This window comes from Rouxiella badensis, from assembly GCF_026967515.2.
Classification (GTDB): Bacteria; Pseudomonadota; Gammaproteobacteria; order Enterobacterales; family Enterobacteriaceae; genus Rouxiella; species Rouxiella badensis.
This window is the reverse complement of record NZ_CP114062.1, coordinates 1,298,412-1,316,226: the sequence shown is the minus strand read 5'-3', so window position 1 is coordinate 1,316,226 and position 17,815 is coordinate 1,298,412. Positions and strand designations below refer to the sequence as shown.

Genomic DNA, 17,815 nt, shown 5'->3' with positions numbered 1-17,815 from the left:
CTTGCCTACTTACGTAGTAACACGCCTTTGTTACGTTATCGGGTTATTGACCCGGCTTCGTCAAACTAAATGACTAAAGCAAAGTGAAAACTGTGAGCCAACCTGCAACCTACTCCACGATGGAGACCTTAGCGGCAGCGCATTGAGCCTATCTCACCCAAAAAAATATTTAGAAACACATTAGCCCAATTTCCAGTCATAAATAGCATTACCTATGTAGTATAGCCAATGCTATATTAGCGAACAGAGGATAACCTAACCCAATAACGACCCATAACAAACCGGGGTGGCTATGAGTGAGATGAGTAAAAATTCTACGTTAACAGAACGCACCAACGAGGCGATAGGCGAAGCACTTTCCGGGCGTAAACGCGGGATGATGACGCCACTGCTGTTCGTCGGCCCCGCGGTTATCGCCTCCATCGCCTATATGGATCCCGGTAACTTTGCTACCAATATTCAGGCAGGCTCAAAATTCGGCTACAGCCTGCTGTGGGTGGTGGTGATGGCTAACCTGATAGCCATGCTTTTTCAGGCGTTGTCGGCCAAACTCGGGATTGTCACGCGTAAAAATCTGGCCGAAATGTGCCGTGACCAACTTCCTCCTCCCGTGGTCTGGGGGATGTGGGCAGTGAGCGAAATTGCCGCGATGGCGACCGACCTTGCCGAGTTCCTGGGTGGCGCATTGGCCCTTTCGCTGTTGTTTAGCATGCCATTGCTGGCCGGGATGGGCGTCACCGCCGTCATTACCTATGCTTTGCTGATGGTTGAAAAGCGCGGTTTTCGCCCCGTAGAGCTGATGATTGGCGGCCTGGTAGCCGTTATCGCGCTCTGCTATCTGGTGCAGATGTTCATCGTGCCCGTGCTGGGCGGCCGCAGGGATGGGGATGCTGGTCCCCAAATTGCCCAACGCCGAGGCGCTGACCATTTCTGTCGGTATTATTGGGGCGACCGTGATGCCGCACGCCATTTTTCTACATTCAGGGCTGACGCAGCATCGAACGTTGGTTAAAAACCCGGCCGAGCGGCGCAAACTTTTGCGTTTCTCCAACATCGAGGTGGTGGTTGCACTGTCAATTGCCGGACTGGTGAACATCGCCATGGTCATCATGGCCTCAAGCGCGTTTCATGCCGGTCACAGCGACGTCGCCGAAATTGAAACCGCTTATCATACCCTGACGCCGCTGCTGGGGATTGCCGCCGCCGGGGTGTTCCTGCTGTCGTTGATTGCCTCGGGGATTTCGAGCTCGGTGGTCGGCACCATGGCCGGTCAGATGATCATGCAGGGCTTTGTCGGTTTCCGTATTCCTATCTGGCTGCGACGTCTGGTCACCATGGTACCGGCATTTATCGTCGTCGCAATGGGGGTTAACGCAACCGATGCGCTGGTTTACAGTCAGGTCGTCCTGAGTCTGGCGCTGCCTGCTCCGATGATTGCGTTGGTGATGTTTACCCGCCGCCGCGACATCATGGGCGAATTTGTGAATAGCCGTCTGACCACCGTTTCTTCGATTGTCGGGACAGTGGTCATTGTGGCGCTCAACGTGGTGCTGTTGTTGCAGATTGCCGGTGTGCAGATACCAGGCTTTGCATGATTAACGCGTGAATAGAAGAACAGCCTGCGGCCCGGTCTTAAACGACCGAGCCACAGGGCGCAGATTACTTCGCGTAGGCGAACAGCGCAGGCGCGCCGCCGGTGTGCACAAACAGAATCGGGCCATCACCCGGGAACCGCTGGCGTTCCACCCCGTCGAGCAGGCCTGCCATGGTTTTACCGGTATAAACCGGATCCAGCAGCATCGCTTCCTGTTCGGCCAGCAGCTTGATAGCCGCCAGCCCTTCCTGGTTCGGCTCGCCGTAGCGCGGTGCGAAATACTCGTCCCACAGTTCAATTTCTGGCGTTTCGCCTTCCAGCTCAAGCAGTTGCATCAGCTCATTGGACAGCGTCTCAACTTTTGGACGCTGGTCCTCCGCCTTGCGTGACACTGTCACCCCAATCAGCCTGGTGGACGGCATCAGCTCACGCAGCGCCACCGCCAGTCCGGCGTGGGTACCCGCACTGCCCGAGGCCACCACCACCGCGCTGAAATCGACAAATCCGGCAGAGCTTTGCTCGGCGATTTCGATAGCACACTGCACATACCCTAACGCACCGAGGGCATTTGAGCCGCCAACGGGGATAATGTAAGGACGGAAGCCCTGCGCTTCGAGCAGCGTGGCCTGCTCTTCCATCTGCGCCATCGGGTCATACAGCGAGTCGCACATCACGACTTCGGTGTTAAACAGGTCCAGCAGCAGGCGGTTACCGTTGGTCAGATAATTGTGTTCGTCGGTACCTATCGGGTTTTCCAGAACGGCCAGGCATTTTAGACCGAGCTTAGCCGCCACGGCAGCGGTTTGGCGCACATGGTTAGACTGAATAGCACCGGCGGTGATCAGCGTATCCGCGCCCTCTTCGATGGCCGCAGCCACCAAAAATTCCAGTTTCCTCAGCTTGTTACCGCCCATCGCCAACGGCGTGACATCGTCACGTTTTATGTAGATGTCACGGCCAACGTAGTCTGAAAGACGATTTAAACGCTCTAGCGGCGTACTGTTCCCGACCAGATCAATGCGGGAATAATTCTCTAGCTGGTGTTTCAGAATAGAAAGTGAAGATGAATCAGGCAAAGATGAAGGCACGGTGTTCCCCCGAAGCTATGTTTTTAAACTGATGCGTTATGTTGACCAAATGTCATTCTACTATATCAGTGAATTAGCCTCTGACATTGGAGACAGGCGGACAAACTAAAAACAGGCGTCCGAAGACGCCTGTCGATATTAGGAATAACTTTATCTGCAATCGCCGCAGGGTTTCAAGCCTGCGCCATGTAAAAACTCTCTGGCGATGTCTCTTTTTGCCAGGCGAGGTACTGATCGTACTTTCTTAGGGCAATCCTATAGTTATCTGATGCGGCGACCGGCAAATCATCCATTATTCGCTGGTGAATGCTCTCCCCTTGAATTTTCTCAAGAGGATACTCGTTGGCGGCCAAAATTTCATCCAGCCTGCGCAATCGCACCACATATTCACGCACCGTACTGTGGTTCATTTCTGTCTGTTCAAAGAGATACTGCTTGAAGGCAACAATATCGAAATAAGAAGAGGTGGTATTAAATGAAATCTCACTGCAAAAACGGCACAGCGCCGTTAATTCTTTAGAGAGATCGCGCCACAGCTCATCATCAATGGGTTGGTCCATTTTCGCAATCGCGTCTTTATTAATGACTTCGCCACGAAACACCAGGGCCATTCTGTCTAACTCTTTCCCACACTGTGAACAGTTCGTCTGACTATGTTTATAATCTTTTAGATAACGGCTCAGTGGCCGTGTTTTTTTTCCCGCTGGCATAATTCACTTCCAACAAATAGTGATAATTCCGGATGGCCTCTTTGGGCCTTTAGTTCAAAGATTTTCAATCTCTCACCCAGCTTAAACCAGTCAGGGATCGTCGGACAAGTCATGATTACGCATTTCGCAATCGATTACGGAAACAATTACGCTGCTAACGTGAAAACGGTTATAAATAATCCTTAACGAAAACAACCCCTTCAATATTAACAATTTGTTAACTTTGTAAATGTGTGAACATAGTCACTTACCAATTGATTGCAAAATGTTAACCGAATAGAATACCGGCCATTGGCTAGGGTTTTTAATATATCAGGGGTTATCGTGCATTTGTGGTGGGAAGTCATTAAAACAATTTACTGGGGCGGTTTAGCACTTGCTGCGTTGTTCACTCTGTTGGTGAGCCGCGACACGATTAAAATTCGTTTGCTGACATCAGGTATTATTGGATTAACCTGGCCGATGAGCCTGCCGGTCGTGATGTTATTCTCACTGTTCTAAATTGCGATAATCGGCGGTCTGCTCAGGCCGCCAATCACCTCTCTGTCATAATCCTCTTACACGCGGACCAATAGCGTCAGCACCTCATAGTGTGCGGTATGAGGAAACATATCAAATAGCTGCACTCGCTCGATGCGATAATTTTTCAACTCGCGAATATCTTTAGCCATTGTCTGCGCATTACAGCTGGAATATAACAGCCTCTCCGGCGCCATATTATCCAGATACTGACAAAGCTCGCTGCCAATTCCCCGACGCGGCGGATTAACTAATACCAGCTCAGGCACTTGTTCATTACCCGTAGCAAAGCCCGTGGAGTCCAGCGCCTTAAATTCAACGTGCTTCAACCCGAGCTTTTCGGCCGAAATTTTGGCACAGACAATAGCCTCGGCGCTGATTTCAATCCCGGTAAGACGCGTCTCTGGCTTTGCGCAGTGCAGACCAAACCCCCCCACGCCGCAGAAGAGATCCCACATACTCGAGATATCGCGTTCGGCCACCCAGTCACGCGCGGTCGCATAAAGCGCGGCGGCAACCTGCGGATTGGTCTGGAAGAAACTCTGCGGCCTGATAAACAGCGGTACCTGATTAAAATATTCTTCCAGCGCCTGCTGGCTGGTCAGGGCAATCTCACGTTCACCCTCCAGAATGGCCATATGCACCGGTTGGATATTGGCAGACACCACCTGTAGGTCAGGCACTTGCTGCATCAGCCAAGGCAAGGCCGCGCGCAGCTGCGTCAGCTTGGTTTCGGAGCGCAGGACAAAACGCAGCATCAGGCCGCCGTTGTGCTGGCTCTGCGTCAGCAGCAGATGCTTAAGCTCGCCGCGCTTGCGCGCCACGTTATACGGCGTTAGCCCCGCACGGGCAATAAAGGTCTTAAGATGCCGAAAAACTTCGCCGAAGCTGGCGGGATAAAGCGGGCATTCGCAGAGGTCAACCGGCGTACCGTCGCGATGCAGCATGCCAAGAAGCGGGCGCTCAACGCTGCCGCTCACCACCATTTTGGCTTTATTGCGAAACGCCTGCTCCTGTCCCGCCACAGGTTCGCGCCATTCGCCCACCTCAAGGCCGCCGAGCAATTCGGACAGGTCGTGCTGTTTGTCGATGAGCTGAGTGGCGTAGGGTTTATCCAGCCACTGGCAGGACCGGCAGGTTCCGGCGGTGTATTGTGCGCAATGCATAAATGATGACCGTTGTCGCTGTTGCGTATTCTGACAGTTAAAAAGTTGGCGCGAAGTGTACCACCGCACGCGGGGAAAGGCTCCTTTATCACGCCCGCGAAAAAGGCGTCTGCCGGTTCTCTGACCTTAGAACCGGCAGACGGACTACATTCGCGTCGCTCGCTGACGGTCTTTGGCGCGCTGTTTCTCGGCGCGATGCATAAACCCCCAGGCAATCACGCCGATAATCCCTACCACCAGCAGAATCAGCGTCGCCAGGGCGTTTATCTCCGGGTTGGTTCCTAAACGCACGCTGGCGAATACCAGCATCGGCAGCGTCGTCGACCCCGGCCCCGCTACAAAACTGGCAATCACCAAATCATCCAGCGACAGCGTAAACGCCAGCAGCCAGCCGGAAACCAACGCAGGCGCAATCATCGGGATGGTGATGATAAAGAACACCTTCAGCGGCGTGGCGCCAAGGTCCATCGCTGCCTCCTCGATGGAGCGGTCAAGCTCACGCAGCCGTGCCGAGACCACCACCGCCACGTAGGCACTGCAAAACGTGACGTGCGCCAGCCAGATGGTAAACATGCCGCGTTCGCCCGGCCAACCCAGCGTATGCCCCATTGCAACAAACAGCAGCAGGAGCGCCAGACCGGTGATAACGTCGGGCATCACCAGCGGTGCTGTCAGCATAAAGGCAAACCCGGTCGATCCTTTGAATCGACCATAGCGCACCATGACCACCGCGGCCAAGGTACCGACCACCACCGCCATACTTGCCGCCGCAGTCGCGATAGTCAGACTCATGCTCACGGCGCTTATCATCGCCGAGTCATGAAACAGCGCCGTATACCACTGGGTCGACCATCCGGCCCATACGGTAACCAGTTTGGAGCTGTTAAAAGAATAGATGACCAGTATCAGCATGGGGGCATAGAGAAAGGCGAAGCCCAGCACCAGAATGGCGATGCGCCACGGCGAACGAACCACCGGTAATGAATTCATGCGTTGTCCCCCAGCTCTTTATTCTGGTACTTGTGAAACCAGAGGATAGGCACTATCAGCAGCAATAGCATCACCACGGCCACCGCCGAGGCGACCGGCCAGTCGCGGTTGTTGAAGAACTCCTGCCAAAGAATACGACCAATCATGATGCTGTCTGGCCCGCCAAGCAGCTCAGGAATAACGTACTCGCCCACCGCCGGAATAAATACCAGCATCGAACCGGCGATAATCCCACCCTTGGTCAGCGGCATAATCACTTTCACGAAGGTTTTAAAGGGCCTGGCGCCGAGATCCAGCGACGCCTCGACCAGCGAATAGTCCATGCGGGTCAGCGCGGTATAAATCGGCAACACCATAAACGGCAGATAGGAATAAACAATGCCAATATAGACCGCCAGATTGGTATGCAGAATAATTAAAGGCTGGTCGATAACCCCCGTCCACATCAGGAAATTGTTCAGCACGCCGTTGTCTTTAAGGATTGCCATCCAGGCATAAACGCGGATCAGGAAAGAGGTCCACGACGGCAGAATAACCAGCAGCAACAAGATATTACGCGTCGCCGGACTGCTGTGCGCGACCGCCCACGCCAGCGGATAGCCGATGATCAGACACAGCAGCGTTGAGATGGCGGCGACCTCGAGCGACTGCAGATAAGACTCGATATAAAGCGCATCCCCCGACAGCTGAAGGTAGTTACCAAAGTTTAAGGCGATATCCAGCACGCCGTCGGTCCAGGTCATCAAGTCAGTATAGGGCGGGATTGCCCGCGCCATATCGGCAAAGCTTATCTTCAGGACAATCAGAAACGGTAAGGCAAACAGCAGGATAAACCACAGCAGCGGCAGCAGGATCACCAGTTTTTTACCCTGCGACTGCATCAGCCTGTCGAAAAGCGAGCGTGATTTACCGGCAGGCGTCGCCTCGGAACTCTTTGTTATCACAGTCATGGTTATTCTCCCCGCCCTAAACGGTCAACACGACGCAGCTGTCGGCTTCCCAACAAAGACGCACTTCATCGCCCCAGGTCGGCATCCCTTTGCGGAAACGGTGACCGTTCTGCAACTGGGCGGTAATCAATTGCCCGCTGTGCAGCCTGACGTGATAAATCGACAGGTCGCCCAGATAGGCGATATTCACCACCTCGCCAACTGCAAAGTTGCATCCGTCGGCCGGGACCGCCTCACAGAGCATGATTTTTTCGGGACGCAGCGCCACAAACGTCGGCACGCCGTCGCTGACGGCGGCGTCTGCGGCCACCTTCAACGGGTGCACCAGCCCCGGACTACGGAGGGTTATCGCGTCGTCTTCGCGGGACTCCAGCAGGCCTTCAAACACGTTAACCGAGCCAATAAATTCGGCGCTGAAGCGGCTGTTTGGGTGCTCATAAATCTCTTCCGGCTCACCAATCTGCACAAACTTGCCGCGATTCATAATCGCAATGCGCCCCGCCATGGTCATCGCCTCTTCCTGATCGTGGGTGACCATCACGCAGGTCGCGCCGACTCGCTCGAGAATATCGACCACTTCGAGCTGCATACGGTCGCGCAGCTTTTTGTCCAACGCGCCCATCGGCTCGTCGAGCAGCAGCAGCTTCGGCCGTTTTGCCAGGCTTCGCGCCAGCGCCACGCGCTGACGCTGACCGCCTGAAAGCTGATGCGGTTTGCGCCTGGCGAACTCTTCCATATGTACCAGCGTTAGCATCTCCGCCACGCGGGCCTTGATTTCGGCGGACGGCAGTTTGTCCTGCTTGAGGCCAAAGGCGATATTCTGTTCAACCGTCATATGGGGGAACAGCGCGTAAGACTGGAACATCATATTGATAGGACGCTGATACGGCGGTACCTGCGACAGGTCCTGCCCGTCGAGCACGATTTCGCCCTTGGTCGGCGACTCGAAACCGGCCAGCATGCGCAGCAGCGTTGACTTGCCGCACCCCGACGCGCCAAGCAGCGCGAAAATCTCGCCCTTGAAGATGGTTAGACTGACATCGTCGACGGCAAGCTGGCCGTCAAAAGACTTGGACAAATTGCGAATTTCCAACAGAGGAGTAAAACCTGTGCGGACTTTTTCGCCCGAAAATCGCTCGCCTGCATGTTGCGGCTGAGGGCGTGGAATAACGTCATTCACTCAGTGATGCCTCCGTCAGAAGCGGATCAGGATAATTTAAGCATAACAGCCCGCTCAGATAACGCCGGGCCGATTGCGAACTTAGGTAATGAAATCAGAGCTCAATCAATAAAACGACGCGGCCCCGTCGTGTTGCCCGGAGCCGCGTTGAACTTACCGCTCCTCATCAGATAAATATCAGGAATTAATCCTGAAAAAATCAGGGGAGCGGCCAGATGCAAGATTATTTACCGCTTTGCACTTTGGTCCAAGAGCGGGTGATCAGACGGTCAATCTTCGGATCCTGAACTTTCAGGGTGAAGAGCTTGGCGCGCACATCGGCCGGTGGATAGATGCTTGGGTTATTGCGGATTTCTGGCTTGACTAGCGGGGTTGCCGCCGCATTGCCGTTAGCGTAAAACACCGCATTACTGATACCGGCCATCACCTCAGGCTTCATCAGATAGTTGAGGAACTGATACGCCTCGTCGGTGTTTTTTGCATCGGCTGGCATCGCGAACACGTCGAAGAACGCCAGCGCTCCCTCTTTAGGAATGCTGTAGGCGATATTTACGCCGTTTTTCGCCTCTTTTGCGCGGTTTGAAGCCTGAATGACGTCACCCGCCCAACCCACGGCCACGCAAATATCGCCGTTCGCCAGGTCATTGATGTATTGAGAAGAGTGGAAGTAGCGGATGCTTGGACGTAGCTTGAGCAGCAGGTCGGTTGCAGCCGCGTAATCTTCAGGTTTAGTGCTGTTCGGGTCGAGGTGCAAATAGTTCAACACCGAAGCGTAGATTTCGGCCGGAGCGTCGAGGAATGAAACGCCGCAGCCCTTCAGCTTGGCGAGATTGTCTGGGTTTAATACCAGATCCCAGCTGTTAACCGGCGCGTCTTTACCGAGCGCGGCCTTTACTTTATCGACGTTGTAGCCGATGCCGGTTGTCGCCCACAGGTAAGGAATAGCGTATTTGTTACCCGGATCGTGCTGTGCAACCATCTTTAGCAGTTCTGGGTCGAGGTTTTTATAGTTTGGCAGTTTGCTCTTGTCGAGCGGCTTAAACACGCCCGCAGAGATTTGGCGTTCGAGGAAACTCGCCGAAGGCACCACCAGATCAAAGCCGGTGCTCCCTGCCATCAGCTTGCCTTCCAGCACCTCGTTGGAGTCGAAGACGTCGTAGACTACCTTAATGCCGGTTTCCTTTTGGAAGTTAGCGACGGTGTCTGGCGCAATATAATCTGACCAGTTATAGATATGCAGCGTTTTATCTTCCGCAGACGCGGCGACTGACGCAGCCATCGCCACACCCGCGATGACGCCTGACAACCACTTTTTACGCAGGGTAAACATCCGTTATTACCTCCAACAGGGGTGATAAAAATAAAAAGGACTCTGGTCGTCGCGCCTGTCTGCAGGATGCTATCTGTAAACCCGCAGTGGTTATAAAACAGGTCAAATAACCAGTAATTAAGTAGATGAGTAAATACTTTACCGATCTGAATATTTTTGTTGCCTACCCTGGCATTGAGACGGTGCATAGGCATGCACCTTGTCTGCTGCATCACCGATGAAATAATCGTTTGGCTTTTCAAGGTATCCGACGATTAGTACACAATGGGCAGCATAACGCCGTGATCAAAATCACACCATACCTGTTGAAAAAAAACACCATTCATCGATTTTTTATGCAATTTTGTCTATGCCGTGTGGCATTCATGTCCATACAAAGGGAAATGACCCGCAACAATGCGCAATATTTAGCATAATGTTTTTTGAAACATAGCAAAGCTAGCGCAGCCATCGGAATGGCTGCGCGGGTTAAGAATTCATCAGAAGTAAAATCTGGCTGGCGGGGAGTGTCTTTGAGCGGGCGAACGTTATGCCCGTTAATGATTAATGCAGCAGCGGGATATTCACACTGACCGGTGGCGCTGATTCATCGTCATCGCCCAAAAACAGCAGATCGTTGGCATGTGCCTCAAGGATTATCATCGACATCTGCTCTTCGCCCTGCTGAAGGAAATGCGCAAACTGGTCGAGGGTAATGCCGACCACCCCGCTGATCGACTGACAGACGATTAGCTTCGGCAGATTGTCGTCTTGGATATCGACAAAAGCCTTTACGGTCAACGAGCTGGCATTGATTTGGCTCAGATCGGCAACCAGCGGGATAAGCGCAGTCGGTTTAACTTCGGCAAGCGCAGAGAACAGGATAACGCCGTCAACCAGGTCAACCTTGGCATCAAAAACGCCGTCAAAATTCTGCATATGCGGCAAATGAAGAGCCTGACAAGAATCACACTCGAAAAAAGAAATGCCCAGCTGATCGAGCCAGCGTCGTAATAACGCCAAATCAGGGACGGTGAGTGAATCCATATAATCAGCCTCAGTGTGTCGGTAAAGCACGATGATGAATCGTAAAAAGATCGGAACTCGAAAATCACTCTACGCCAATTTTGCGCAGTCAGTCATTTTAAGCGAATAGTTAAGTGCGACAGCTTACGGAAATTTCCCGTTGAGCGCCACGATCAATCCTGACATTAACCGTTATTCGCTTAAAATATGGGTACTGCCGCCACAAAAAGGCGGCGTTGTGTGTTTATCGATCGATTTACCCACCAGACTTGAGTTTAAATCCCGGTTTGGCGCGCTGTACAATGTAATCGATCATCATGCCCGCGATGTCTAATCCTGTCGTCGTTTCAATCCCTTCAAGTCCCGGAGAGGCATTGACCTCCATCACCAGCGGCCCGCGCTCGGCGCGCAGAATATCCACGCCTGCGACGTCCAGACCCAGCGTGAGCGCAGCCTTAATAGCGATGTCTTTTTCCTGTGGCGTAATAGTCACATTCCGCGCGGTGCCGCCGCGATGCAGGTTGGAGCGAAAATCACCCGGTTTGGCCTGGCGTTCAATCGCGGCGACCACCTTTTTACCGATAACCAGACAGCGGATGTCTGCACCATTGGCCTCACGAATGTATTCCTGCACCAGAATGTGCGCGTTCAGACCGCGAAAGGCGTCAATCACGCTCTCCGCCGCCTGCCGGGTCTCGGCCAATACCACACCGATGCCCTGCGTCCCTTCGACCAGTTTCACCACCAGCGGTGCGCCACCGACCAGCGCTATCAGATCGGACGTATCGTCCGGCGAATGAGCAAAACCGGTAATCGGCAGGTCAATGCCTTCACGCGCCAGAATCTGCATTGAGCGCAGCTTGTCGCGCGCGCGGGTAATGGCGACCGATTCGTTTAATGGAAAACTGCCTAACATCTCGAACTGCCGCAGCACCGCCGTGCCATAAAACGTAATCGCGGATCCTATCCTTGGGATAACCGCCTGATACTTGTCCAGCTGCTTCCCCCGATAGTGCACGCTCGGCGCGGCGCAGTTGATGTTCATATAGCACGACAGCGGGTCTATCACGTCGATTTCATGACCGCGAGACTCCCCTGCCTCTTTGAGGCGCTTGCAGGAATAAAGGCTGCCGTCACGAGAAAGTATGGCAATTTTCATCAGACACTCCGTTGCCGATTAACGCGTTGCCCAGCCCTGCTTGTGCAGCGCTTCAAGCATAAAGGGACGCTGCTCTTTTTTGAGCGTACGGATAATCAGGTCGCTCCAGTTATCGCGGCGTGCGTTGCTGTCGCGCTGGGCATAGTAATCTTCCAGCTCTGCGTCGTAGGCTGCCAGCTGGTCTTTATCCAGCGGCTGATAGCTATTTTCATGCACCAGCATGCTCTGTGGCATACGCGGTTTGAAGGCATTAACCTGCGCCGGATGCCCCACGCAAAAGCCAAACAGCGGCATCACGAACTTAGGCAGGTTCAGCAGCGCTATCACGTCTTCGATTCTGTTGCGGATACCGCCGATAAACACGCCGCCCAACCCGAGAGATTCGGCAGCGACCATCGCATTCTGCGCCATTAGCGCAGTATCCACGCAGCCCAGCAGCAGCTGTTCTGCCAGGCCCAGTTCGGCCTGTGGATTGATTTGCAGGTTACGGTTGAAGTCGGCACAGAACACCCAAAACTCGGCAGCGGTAGCGACATATTTCTGGCCGCCGGTGTATTCCACCAGCTTCTCGCGCAGTTGTGGGTTGGTGATACGAATAATGGATGAGCACTGTAAGAAACTCGACGTTGACGCAGCCTGAGCTGCGCCAATAATTGCCTCTCTTTGCTCATCGGTCAGCGCCTGGCCGGTAAAGGAACGCACGGAGCTGTGCGCGCGAAGGAGGTCAATAGTTGGCGTCATAATACGAATCCTTGAAAGAATGAGATGGGTAAAAGATAAACCCTCAAGACATCAATGATTCATGTTCGCAGAGGCCTTTGCAAGCCTCGCCGCACTAAATGACGTAACGGCCTGAGATGACGTTGCCTAAGGCTGCACCATTGCGTTGTATTTTCGCGCAGATAGGCACAGCACATCAAAGCGACAGGTAATTCCTACTTTTTTTTCTCAAAAGAGACAGGCATAGTAGCCCCAAGCATTGAGAGCTATGCGCTAAATTACAAAAAAATTCTGCGATATCATTCTCAAATTTATCAAGTCCTGAAATTCAGGCATTTTAAAATCTAAGGAGTCTCCATGTTTGCAGTAATTTTCGGGCGTCCTGGCTGTCCTTATTGTGTTCGTGCAAAAGAGTTGGCTGAAAAACTGACTGAAGAACGTGATGATTTCAATTTCCGCTACGTTGATATTCATGCGGAAGGCATCAGCAAAGCCGATCTGGAAAAAACCGTGGGTAAGCCTGTAGAAACCGTGCCACAGATTTTCCTCGACCAGAAACACATCGGTGGTTGCACTGATTTTGAAGCTTACGCAAAAGAAAATCTGGCGCTTTATCAGCAGTAAGAACATTTTTTAGCGAAAGATTGAGTAAAGGCCCTCCTGTAAAGAAGGGCCTTTTTGCGTAACAGGCTTACATCGTTTGAAAACACTCAGCAGGTTAATCAAACAACTTTGTCGATTAGAAGGTAAAGCTGAGCTGTGCCACAGCGCCGTAAGTACGGTCTGTGCCCTTTATAGCCGCCACATCTACGTGTATCACGCCAAAAGGTGAAAGACCCACACCGGCGGTGAGTGCGCTACCGCTGTTCGACATCATGTTTTGGCGATAACCGGCGCGCAGTTGTGCCCAATCCCACGCATTAAGCTCTGCCCCCACGCTGGCAAATTGACGCTTTTCATCTGTAGCAAAACCGCTGGCTGGCGTGAGATCGATATCCACTGCGCTAGTAAAGAAATCGTTGTGCCAGGCAACACCCGTAGTCACCTGGGTGCGCACTTTAAACGTCTCTTTCAAACCATTAACTTCTTTACTTTCCATCATGCGTGGCACGATATTTTGCGCAACCAGCCCCAATGTCCAGCGATCGGTGAGATAGGAGGCAAAACCAATGTCACTGTTAAAGTTTGACTGAGTGCTAAGATAATTTTTGGTGCTTAAATATTTACCGGTATAGTTCTTCAACGTCATGTTGTTGTTATATAAATCGACACGCTGGTATTTAGGCGTAATACCTATCGAAGACTTAACGCCATTAATTTCAAATTCTTTAGCAAAAGCAATACCCACATCAGTTATCGTGGCTGCACGGCCTATCATATGAGATGTCAGTGCATTTTCACCAGCATCAGTGGGATTAATGCTGCCATTTGCAACACCGTCAAGATATTTCAGGTCACGCCCGTTGACTTTGCCTTCTAATGTAGCGGTACCCCAGGATTTTATTACCAACGCAAACGGCATCACACGGCTCGGCACTGCTGCAATAATTCCGGCACTGACTTGCCCGGTCGTTTTGGCATTATTAAGGTCCAACAATTTGCTTTTGTATTCTTTGGCTGTAGACGCAGATATCCTGCCCGTCCCAAGCTCATTTGCGTAATGCTGTCGTGCATCTTTAACCTGTTTAAGGCCGTCTTGCATATTATTAGGATCGGATACCTGAGCCCCGACCGAGGGTAAAATCAGACTAAAATCATCACTCTGACCAAAGCTGGACATCAGTGCCGGGTTGGCCAATGGAGCCGTTCCATAACGGGAAGAAGCAACACCGGTACCTCCCATCGCGTCGTTGCGCGCTTCCATATATGTGCCCGCTGCATTTGCACTTCCAGACAGAGCAAGTAGAACCGATAGAGACATAAGTGAATACTGATTAGCAAAAAACTTCATACTTTCCCTTAGATAACACACTATTTTTAGATAGAGAGACGCCTTTCACGATATATTGCGAAAAATAACCGTCGTGAAAAAATATAATATTCTCCCTGGCGCCATTTAATATAAAGAAAGAGAGACCCTTTATTAAGAAATATCTCCAATGCGTTTTAAATTATTCAAACTAGTAAGTTATTTGAGCCGCACTGATTCCGACACAGGTACCTGACGCATTTTCTTTCAGTGCAATAATAACCAATACATCCTATTTGACGCATTGATTCAGATCAGCTGGGTGCTATAAGTAATAAATAGAGGGAAGAATAAAGCCGTAGGAATATTATCGATATATTACAAGGTAATATAAACCCTAATGATGTTTATTCTTGAGATAATATAAATAACATTAAATTTTCGAAAATAATAAAATCTGTTGAAGGGTGAAAATTCGAGGGAAAGTATAAAGCGACAATTAACCAAGATTTAGAAGCAGATCTGCCGACACAAACCTGCCTCTCGCTGAAGTTGGCCCTATTGGCGGCGCGCTTGCCTGCTCCAGACCCGATAAAGCGTCACCAGCATAACCCCGAGCATCGACCAAAATACCGCGCTGGTTAAATAGGCAAGTTCTTCCCAGTAACTGCGGATTTCAAATAAGAAATAGTGCCGAATCAGCAGGCACAGCGGGATGCAAATCACCGAGCCGAGGAATAAGGCAACAAAATGTTCACCACGGCTGACAAGACAGGCAATGATTCCCGGTAGTAAGTACAACAACATGCAAAAATCTTCCTGCGGAATAACTTTATTAACAGGAATGACATGACCTTTTAACGAAATAAAAACAAAAACAAATAACACAATGTTTATCGCGCTGGCTAAAAAGGGAAATACCCGTCTCATGTCCTCTCTCCATAGTTCATCAACCCTAAATCTTCGGGCTGTTTGTTGCTATACGTAACAAAAGCGAAGACAAGTAACCCTATCCATAAGGCTACATAACTGTTTTTGCTCTTAAACACCGGCTAATACTGGCTGTAAGCCCGTTCAACGACTAGAATACTGCCCGTGATTTCGGATAAACAGTAACTGCGATTGAGTGCGATCCGTTGGCTGCGTGATTTTCATAAGTAGCATGAAGGAATTTATCTCTTGCCGTTATATATTTCAATAAATTGCTGGTAACCAAAAAGTAATACTCTGTGAATATAAATGTCGCTAGTTTGTTAAACGGTAACTACATCCTTTTACTCTTCGTGGTATTGGCGTTAGGCCTGTGCCTCGGAAAAGTTCGACTAGGATCGGTACAGTTAGGTAATTCCATTGGGGTTTTAGTCGTTTCCCTGCTGCTTGGGCAACAACATTTCACGATCAACACCGAAGCACTGAATCTCGGCTTTATGCTGTTTATTTTTTGTGTCGGTATCGAAGCGGGTCCCAATTTCTTTTCAATTTTCTTCCGTGATGGCAAGAATTACCTGATGCTGGCGCTGGTCATGGTCGGTTCCGCCATGCTGCTCGCCTTTGGGCTGGGGCGTTTCTTTGGCTGGGACATTGGCCTGACCGCCGGTATGCTGGCCGGTTCGATGACCTCGACGCCGGTTCTGGTGGGCGCGGGCGATACCTTACGCAACACGCTCGGCGGCACCAGGGTTCTGGGTCCAGAGCTCGACAACCTTAGCCTCGGCTATGCCCTAACCTATCTTATCGGTCTGGTCAGCCTGATTTTTGGCGCACGCTATCTGCCGAAGCTTCAGCATCAAGACCTCTCGACCAGCGCCCAGCAGATTGCTCGCGAACGTGGCCTCGACGCTGACAGTCAGCGCAAGGTTTACCTGCCGGTGATTCGCGCCTACCGGGTGGGTCAGGAGCTGGTCGCCTGGGCTGACGGCAAAAACCTGCGTGAGCTGGGTATTTATCGCCAGACCGGTTGCTACATCGAGCGTATTCGCCGCAACGGTATTCTGGCGACCCCGGACGGCGACGCGGTGCTGCAATATGGTGATGAAATCGCGCTAGTGGGATACCCGGACGCGCACTCACGCCTTGACCCCAGCTTCCGTAACGGTAAAGAGGTGTTCGACCGCGACCTGCTCGACATGCGCATCGTCACCGAAGAAGTCGTGGTGAAGAACAACAACGCCGTGGGTAAACGCCTCAGCCAGTTGAATCTGACCGACCACGGCTGCTTCCTGAATCGCGTTATCCGCAGCCAGATTGAGATGCCTATCGACGACAGCATCGTATTGAACAAAGGCGACGTGTTGCAGATTAGCGGCGACGCACGACGGGTTAAAAGCGTTGCAGAACGTATCGGGTTTATCTCGATTCACAGCCAGTTAACTGACCTGCTGGCCTTCTGCGCATTCTTTATCGTCGGCCTGATGATTGGGCTGATCACCTTCCAGTTCAAAACCATCACCTTCGGCATTGGAAACGCGGCCGGCCTGCTGTTCGCGGGTATCATGCTCGGCTTCCTGCGGGCCAACCACCCTACTTTTGGCTATATCCCGCAGGGCGCGTTGAACATGGTCAAGGAATTTGGCCTGATGGTGTTCATGGCCGGTGTCGGCCTGAGCGCAGGCGCGGGAATCAACCACGGGCTTGGCGCAGTTGGCGGTCAAATGCTGGTGTCAGGACTGATAGTTAGCCTGGTGCCGGTGGTTATCTGCTTTATCTTTGGTGCCTATGTGCTGCGCATGAACCGCGCGCTGCTGTTCGGGGCCATCATGGGGGCACGCACCTGTGCACCGGCGATGGAAATCATCAGTGATACCGCACGCAGCAACATTCCTGCGCTGGGTTATGCCGGTACCTACGCCATCGCTAACGTATTGCTGACGCTTGCCGGTACGCTGATAGTGATCATCTGGCCGGGGTCGTAATTTAATCTCTTGATTCTAAAGGTAGTTCAGAGAAAGCAATAAATAATTGTATTTTTTTTGAACTACCGAGAACTTTCTCTTATGGCGGTAGTCTTAACTATTGCCACTGCTTTTCTTAGAAGTCCCCACGTTGGAGAGCCCGATAATCCCGCCTGTTTAGGTTCAAGATTACCGGGTTTTTTCTTGCCTGAAATTCACCTTCCCCCAATAAAAAACCCGCAAATCTGCGGGCTTATATAAAGTTGTGCGCTGTGTTTAGGTATTAGCCCGCTTCATCCAGGAGTTAACCGGCCGACGGGTCTTGCATATAGGTGGCCTTCAGTTCATCGACATAAGCTAATAAACGTTGCTTCACTTCATCATTTTCTTCGGTATTTATCTTTTTGGATACGTTGCGGAGCACTTTGCCAGCGTCAACGCCACCCAGGCGGGCAAGGATTTCCGAGATAATCAAAATATTCATCTTATCGCGGCAGGACTGTTCGAATTCAGCGGCTGTAGTCATTTTATCTTCCTGTTAAAAATGGCAATACCTGTGTTCCCAATCGGATAAGTCTTATCCAATAGTAATGTTAGCCAACTA

The 17,815-nt window shown here is 51.7% G+C and carries 16 protein-coding genes and 1 pseudogene; 4 read left to right on the top strand and 13 right to left on the bottom strand.

Annotated elements, in window-relative coordinates:
- The first annotated feature begins 376 nt into the window (after nucleotides 1-376).
- Nucleotides 377-1,595, top strand: a pseudogene (locus O1V65_RS23100) (Nramp family divalent metal transporter).
- 64 nt (nucleotides 1,596-1,659) lie between these two features.
- On the opposite strand, the gene O1V65_RS06395 reads toward O1V65_RS23100, so the two are convergent.
- Both O1V65_RS06395 and fliZ read right to left on the bottom strand, forming a co-directional pair.
- A complete protein-coding gene (locus O1V65_RS06395; protein WP_269130515.1) occupies nucleotides 1,660-2,646 on the bottom strand; it encodes a D-cysteine desulfhydrase in 987 nt (328 codons plus the stop codon).
- A gap of 209 nt (nucleotides 2,647-2,855) precedes the next feature.
- Complete coding sequence (gene fliZ / locus O1V65_RS06390) at nucleotides 2,856-3,392, bottom strand: flagella biosynthesis regulatory protein FliZ (RefSeq protein ID WP_051040054.1); 537 nt, start codon at nucleotides 3,390-3,392, stop codon at nucleotides 2,856-2,858.
- Between the two features lie 324 nt (nucleotides 3,393-3,716).
- Between fliZ and O1V65_RS06385 the strand changes: the two genes are divergently transcribed.
- A complete protein-coding gene (locus O1V65_RS06385) occupies nucleotides 3,717-3,893 on the top strand; it encodes a GhoT/OrtT family toxin (RefSeq protein WP_017491244.1) in 177 nt (58 codons plus the stop codon).
- Nucleotides 3,894-3,949: 56 nt separating this feature from the next.
- Here the strand turns inward: O1V65_RS06385 and rlmC are convergent, their stop codons facing one another.
- The 8 genes from rlmC to nfsA all read right to left on the bottom strand — a co-directional run bounded on the left by rlmC (nucleotide 3,950) and on the right by nfsA (nucleotide 12,432).
- A complete protein-coding gene (gene rlmC / locus O1V65_RS06380) occupies nucleotides 3,950-5,077 on the bottom strand; it encodes a 23S rRNA (uracil(747)-C(5))-methyltransferase RlmC (protein ID WP_017491245.1) in 1,128 nt (375 codons plus the stop codon).
- Nucleotides 5,078-5,221: 144 nt separating this feature from the next.
- Nucleotides 5,222-6,067: a putrescine ABC transporter permease PotI gene (potI, locus tag O1V65_RS06375; RefSeq protein ID WP_017491246.1), complete on the bottom strand. Its 846-nt coding sequence runs from the start codon at nucleotides 6,065-6,067 to the stop codon at nucleotides 5,222-5,224.
- Nucleotides 6,064-7,017, bottom strand: coding sequence for a putrescine ABC transporter permease PotH (gene potH, locus O1V65_RS06370; RefSeq protein ID WP_017491247.1), 954 nt, complete (start codon nucleotides 7,015-7,017; stop codon nucleotides 6,064-6,066). Before potH ends, potI begins: the two co-directional genes overlap by 4 nt.
- Nucleotides 7,018-7,033: 16 nt before the next feature.
- Nucleotides 7,034-8,197, bottom strand: a complete 1,164-nt coding sequence (gene potG / locus O1V65_RS06365; RefSeq protein ID WP_017491248.1) for a putrescine ABC transporter ATP-binding subunit PotG — start codon at nucleotides 8,195-8,197, stop codon at nucleotides 7,034-7,036.
- A 223-nt stretch (nucleotides 8,198-8,420) separates the two neighbouring features.
- Nucleotides 8,421-9,527, bottom strand: coding sequence for a spermidine/putrescine ABC transporter substrate-binding protein PotF (gene potF, locus O1V65_RS06360; protein ID WP_017491249.1), 1,107 nt, complete (start codon nucleotides 9,525-9,527; stop codon nucleotides 8,421-8,423).
- Nucleotides 9,528-10,070: 543 nt separating this feature from the next.
- Complete coding sequence (locus tag O1V65_RS06355) at nucleotides 10,071-10,553, bottom strand: type III secretion system chaperone family protein (RefSeq protein WP_017491250.1); 483 nt, start codon at nucleotides 10,551-10,553, stop codon at nucleotides 10,071-10,073.
- Nucleotides 10,554-10,788: 235 nt separating this feature from the next.
- Complete coding sequence (rimK, locus tag O1V65_RS06350) at nucleotides 10,789-11,691, bottom strand: 30S ribosomal protein S6--L-glutamate ligase (RefSeq protein ID WP_017491251.1); 903 nt, start codon at nucleotides 11,689-11,691, stop codon at nucleotides 10,789-10,791.
- Nucleotides 11,692-11,709: 18 nt separating this feature from the next.
- Nucleotides 11,710-12,432: an oxygen-insensitive NADPH nitroreductase gene (gene nfsA / locus O1V65_RS06345; protein ID WP_017491252.1), complete on the bottom strand. Its 723-nt coding sequence runs from the start codon at nucleotides 12,430-12,432 to the stop codon at nucleotides 11,710-11,712.
- Between the two features lie 336 nt (nucleotides 12,433-12,768).
- On the opposite strand from nfsA, the gene O1V65_RS06340 reads away from it, so the two are divergent.
- Nucleotides 12,769-13,035, top strand: a complete 267-nt coding sequence (locus tag O1V65_RS06340) for a GrxA family glutaredoxin (RefSeq protein WP_017491253.1) — start codon at nucleotides 12,769-12,771, stop codon at nucleotides 13,033-13,035.
- A 115-nt stretch (nucleotides 13,036-13,150) separates the two neighbouring features.
- Here the strand turns inward: O1V65_RS06340 and O1V65_RS06335 are convergent, their stop codons facing one another.
- Both O1V65_RS06335 and ybjM read right to left on the bottom strand, forming a co-directional pair.
- Nucleotides 13,151-14,362, bottom strand: a complete 1,212-nt coding sequence (locus O1V65_RS06335; protein ID WP_051040055.1) for a conjugal transfer protein TraF — start codon at nucleotides 14,360-14,362, stop codon at nucleotides 13,151-13,153.
- Between the two features lie 516 nt (nucleotides 14,363-14,878).
- The gene (gene ybjM, locus O1V65_RS06330; protein ID WP_017491255.1) at nucleotides 14,879-15,250 is read right to left on the bottom strand and encodes an inner membrane protein YbjM; all 372 of its coding nucleotides are present in this window, start codon (nucleotides 15,248-15,250) and stop codon (nucleotides 14,879-14,881) included.
- A 299-nt stretch (nucleotides 15,251-15,549) separates the two neighbouring features.
- Here ybjM and O1V65_RS06325 point away from each other — a divergent pair, with 299 nt between their 5' ends.
- Nucleotides 15,550-17,232, top strand: a complete 1,683-nt coding sequence (locus tag O1V65_RS06325) for an aspartate:alanine antiporter (protein WP_026110450.1) — start codon at nucleotides 15,550-15,552, stop codon at nucleotides 17,230-17,232.
- A gap of 283 nt (nucleotides 17,233-17,515) precedes the next feature.
- On the opposite strand, the gene O1V65_RS06320 is transcribed toward O1V65_RS06325, so the two are convergent.
- On the bottom strand, nucleotides 17,516-17,737 hold the full coding sequence (locus O1V65_RS06320) for a hypothetical protein (RefSeq protein ID WP_017491257.1): 222 nt from the start codon (nucleotides 17,735-17,737) through the stop codon (nucleotides 17,516-17,518).
- Nucleotides 17,738-17,815: the final 78 nt, after the last annotated feature.

Coding starts and splice junctions, on each gene's coding strand:
- O1V65_RS06340 (WP_017491253.1), top strand. CDS start 12,769: ATGTTTGCAGTAATTTTCGGGCGTCCTGGCTGTCCTTATTGTGTTCGT.
- fliZ (WP_051040054.1), bottom strand. CDS start 3,392: ATGCCAGCGGGAAAAAAAACACGGCCACTGAGCCGTTATCTAAAAGAT.
- ybjM (WP_017491255.1), bottom strand. CDS start 15,250: ATGAGACGGGTATTTCCCTTTTTAGCCAGCGCGATAAACATTGTGTTA.
- O1V65_RS06320 (WP_017491257.1), bottom strand. CDS start 17,737: ATGACTACAGCCGCTGAATTCGAACAGTCCTGCCGCGATAAGATGAAT.
- rimK (WP_017491251.1), bottom strand. CDS start 11,691: ATGAAAATTGCCATACTTTCTCGTGACGGCAGCCTTTATTCCTGCAAG.
- O1V65_RS06355 (WP_017491250.1), bottom strand. CDS start 10,553: ATGGATTCACTCACCGTCCCTGATTTGGCGTTATTACGACGCTGGCTC.
- potH (WP_017491247.1), bottom strand. CDS start 7,017: ATGACTGTGATAACAAAGAGTTCCGAGGCGACGCCTGCCGGTAAATCA.
- potI (WP_017491246.1), bottom strand. CDS start 6,067: ATGAATTCATTACCGGTGGTTCGTTCGCCGTGGCGCATCGCCATTCTG.
- potF (WP_017491249.1), bottom strand. CDS start 9,527: ATGTTTACCCTGCGTAAAAAGTGGTTGTCAGGCGTCATCGCGGGTGTG.
- O1V65_RS06335 (WP_051040055.1), bottom strand. CDS start 14,362: ATGAAGTTTTTTGCTAATCAGTATTCACTTATGTCTCTATCGGTTCTA.
- nfsA (WP_017491252.1), bottom strand. CDS start 12,432: ATGACGCCAACTATTGACCTCCTTCGCGCGCACAGCTCCGTGCGTTCC.
- rlmC (WP_017491245.1), bottom strand. CDS start 5,077: ATGCATTGCGCACAATACACCGCCGGAACCTGCCGGTCCTGCCAGTGG.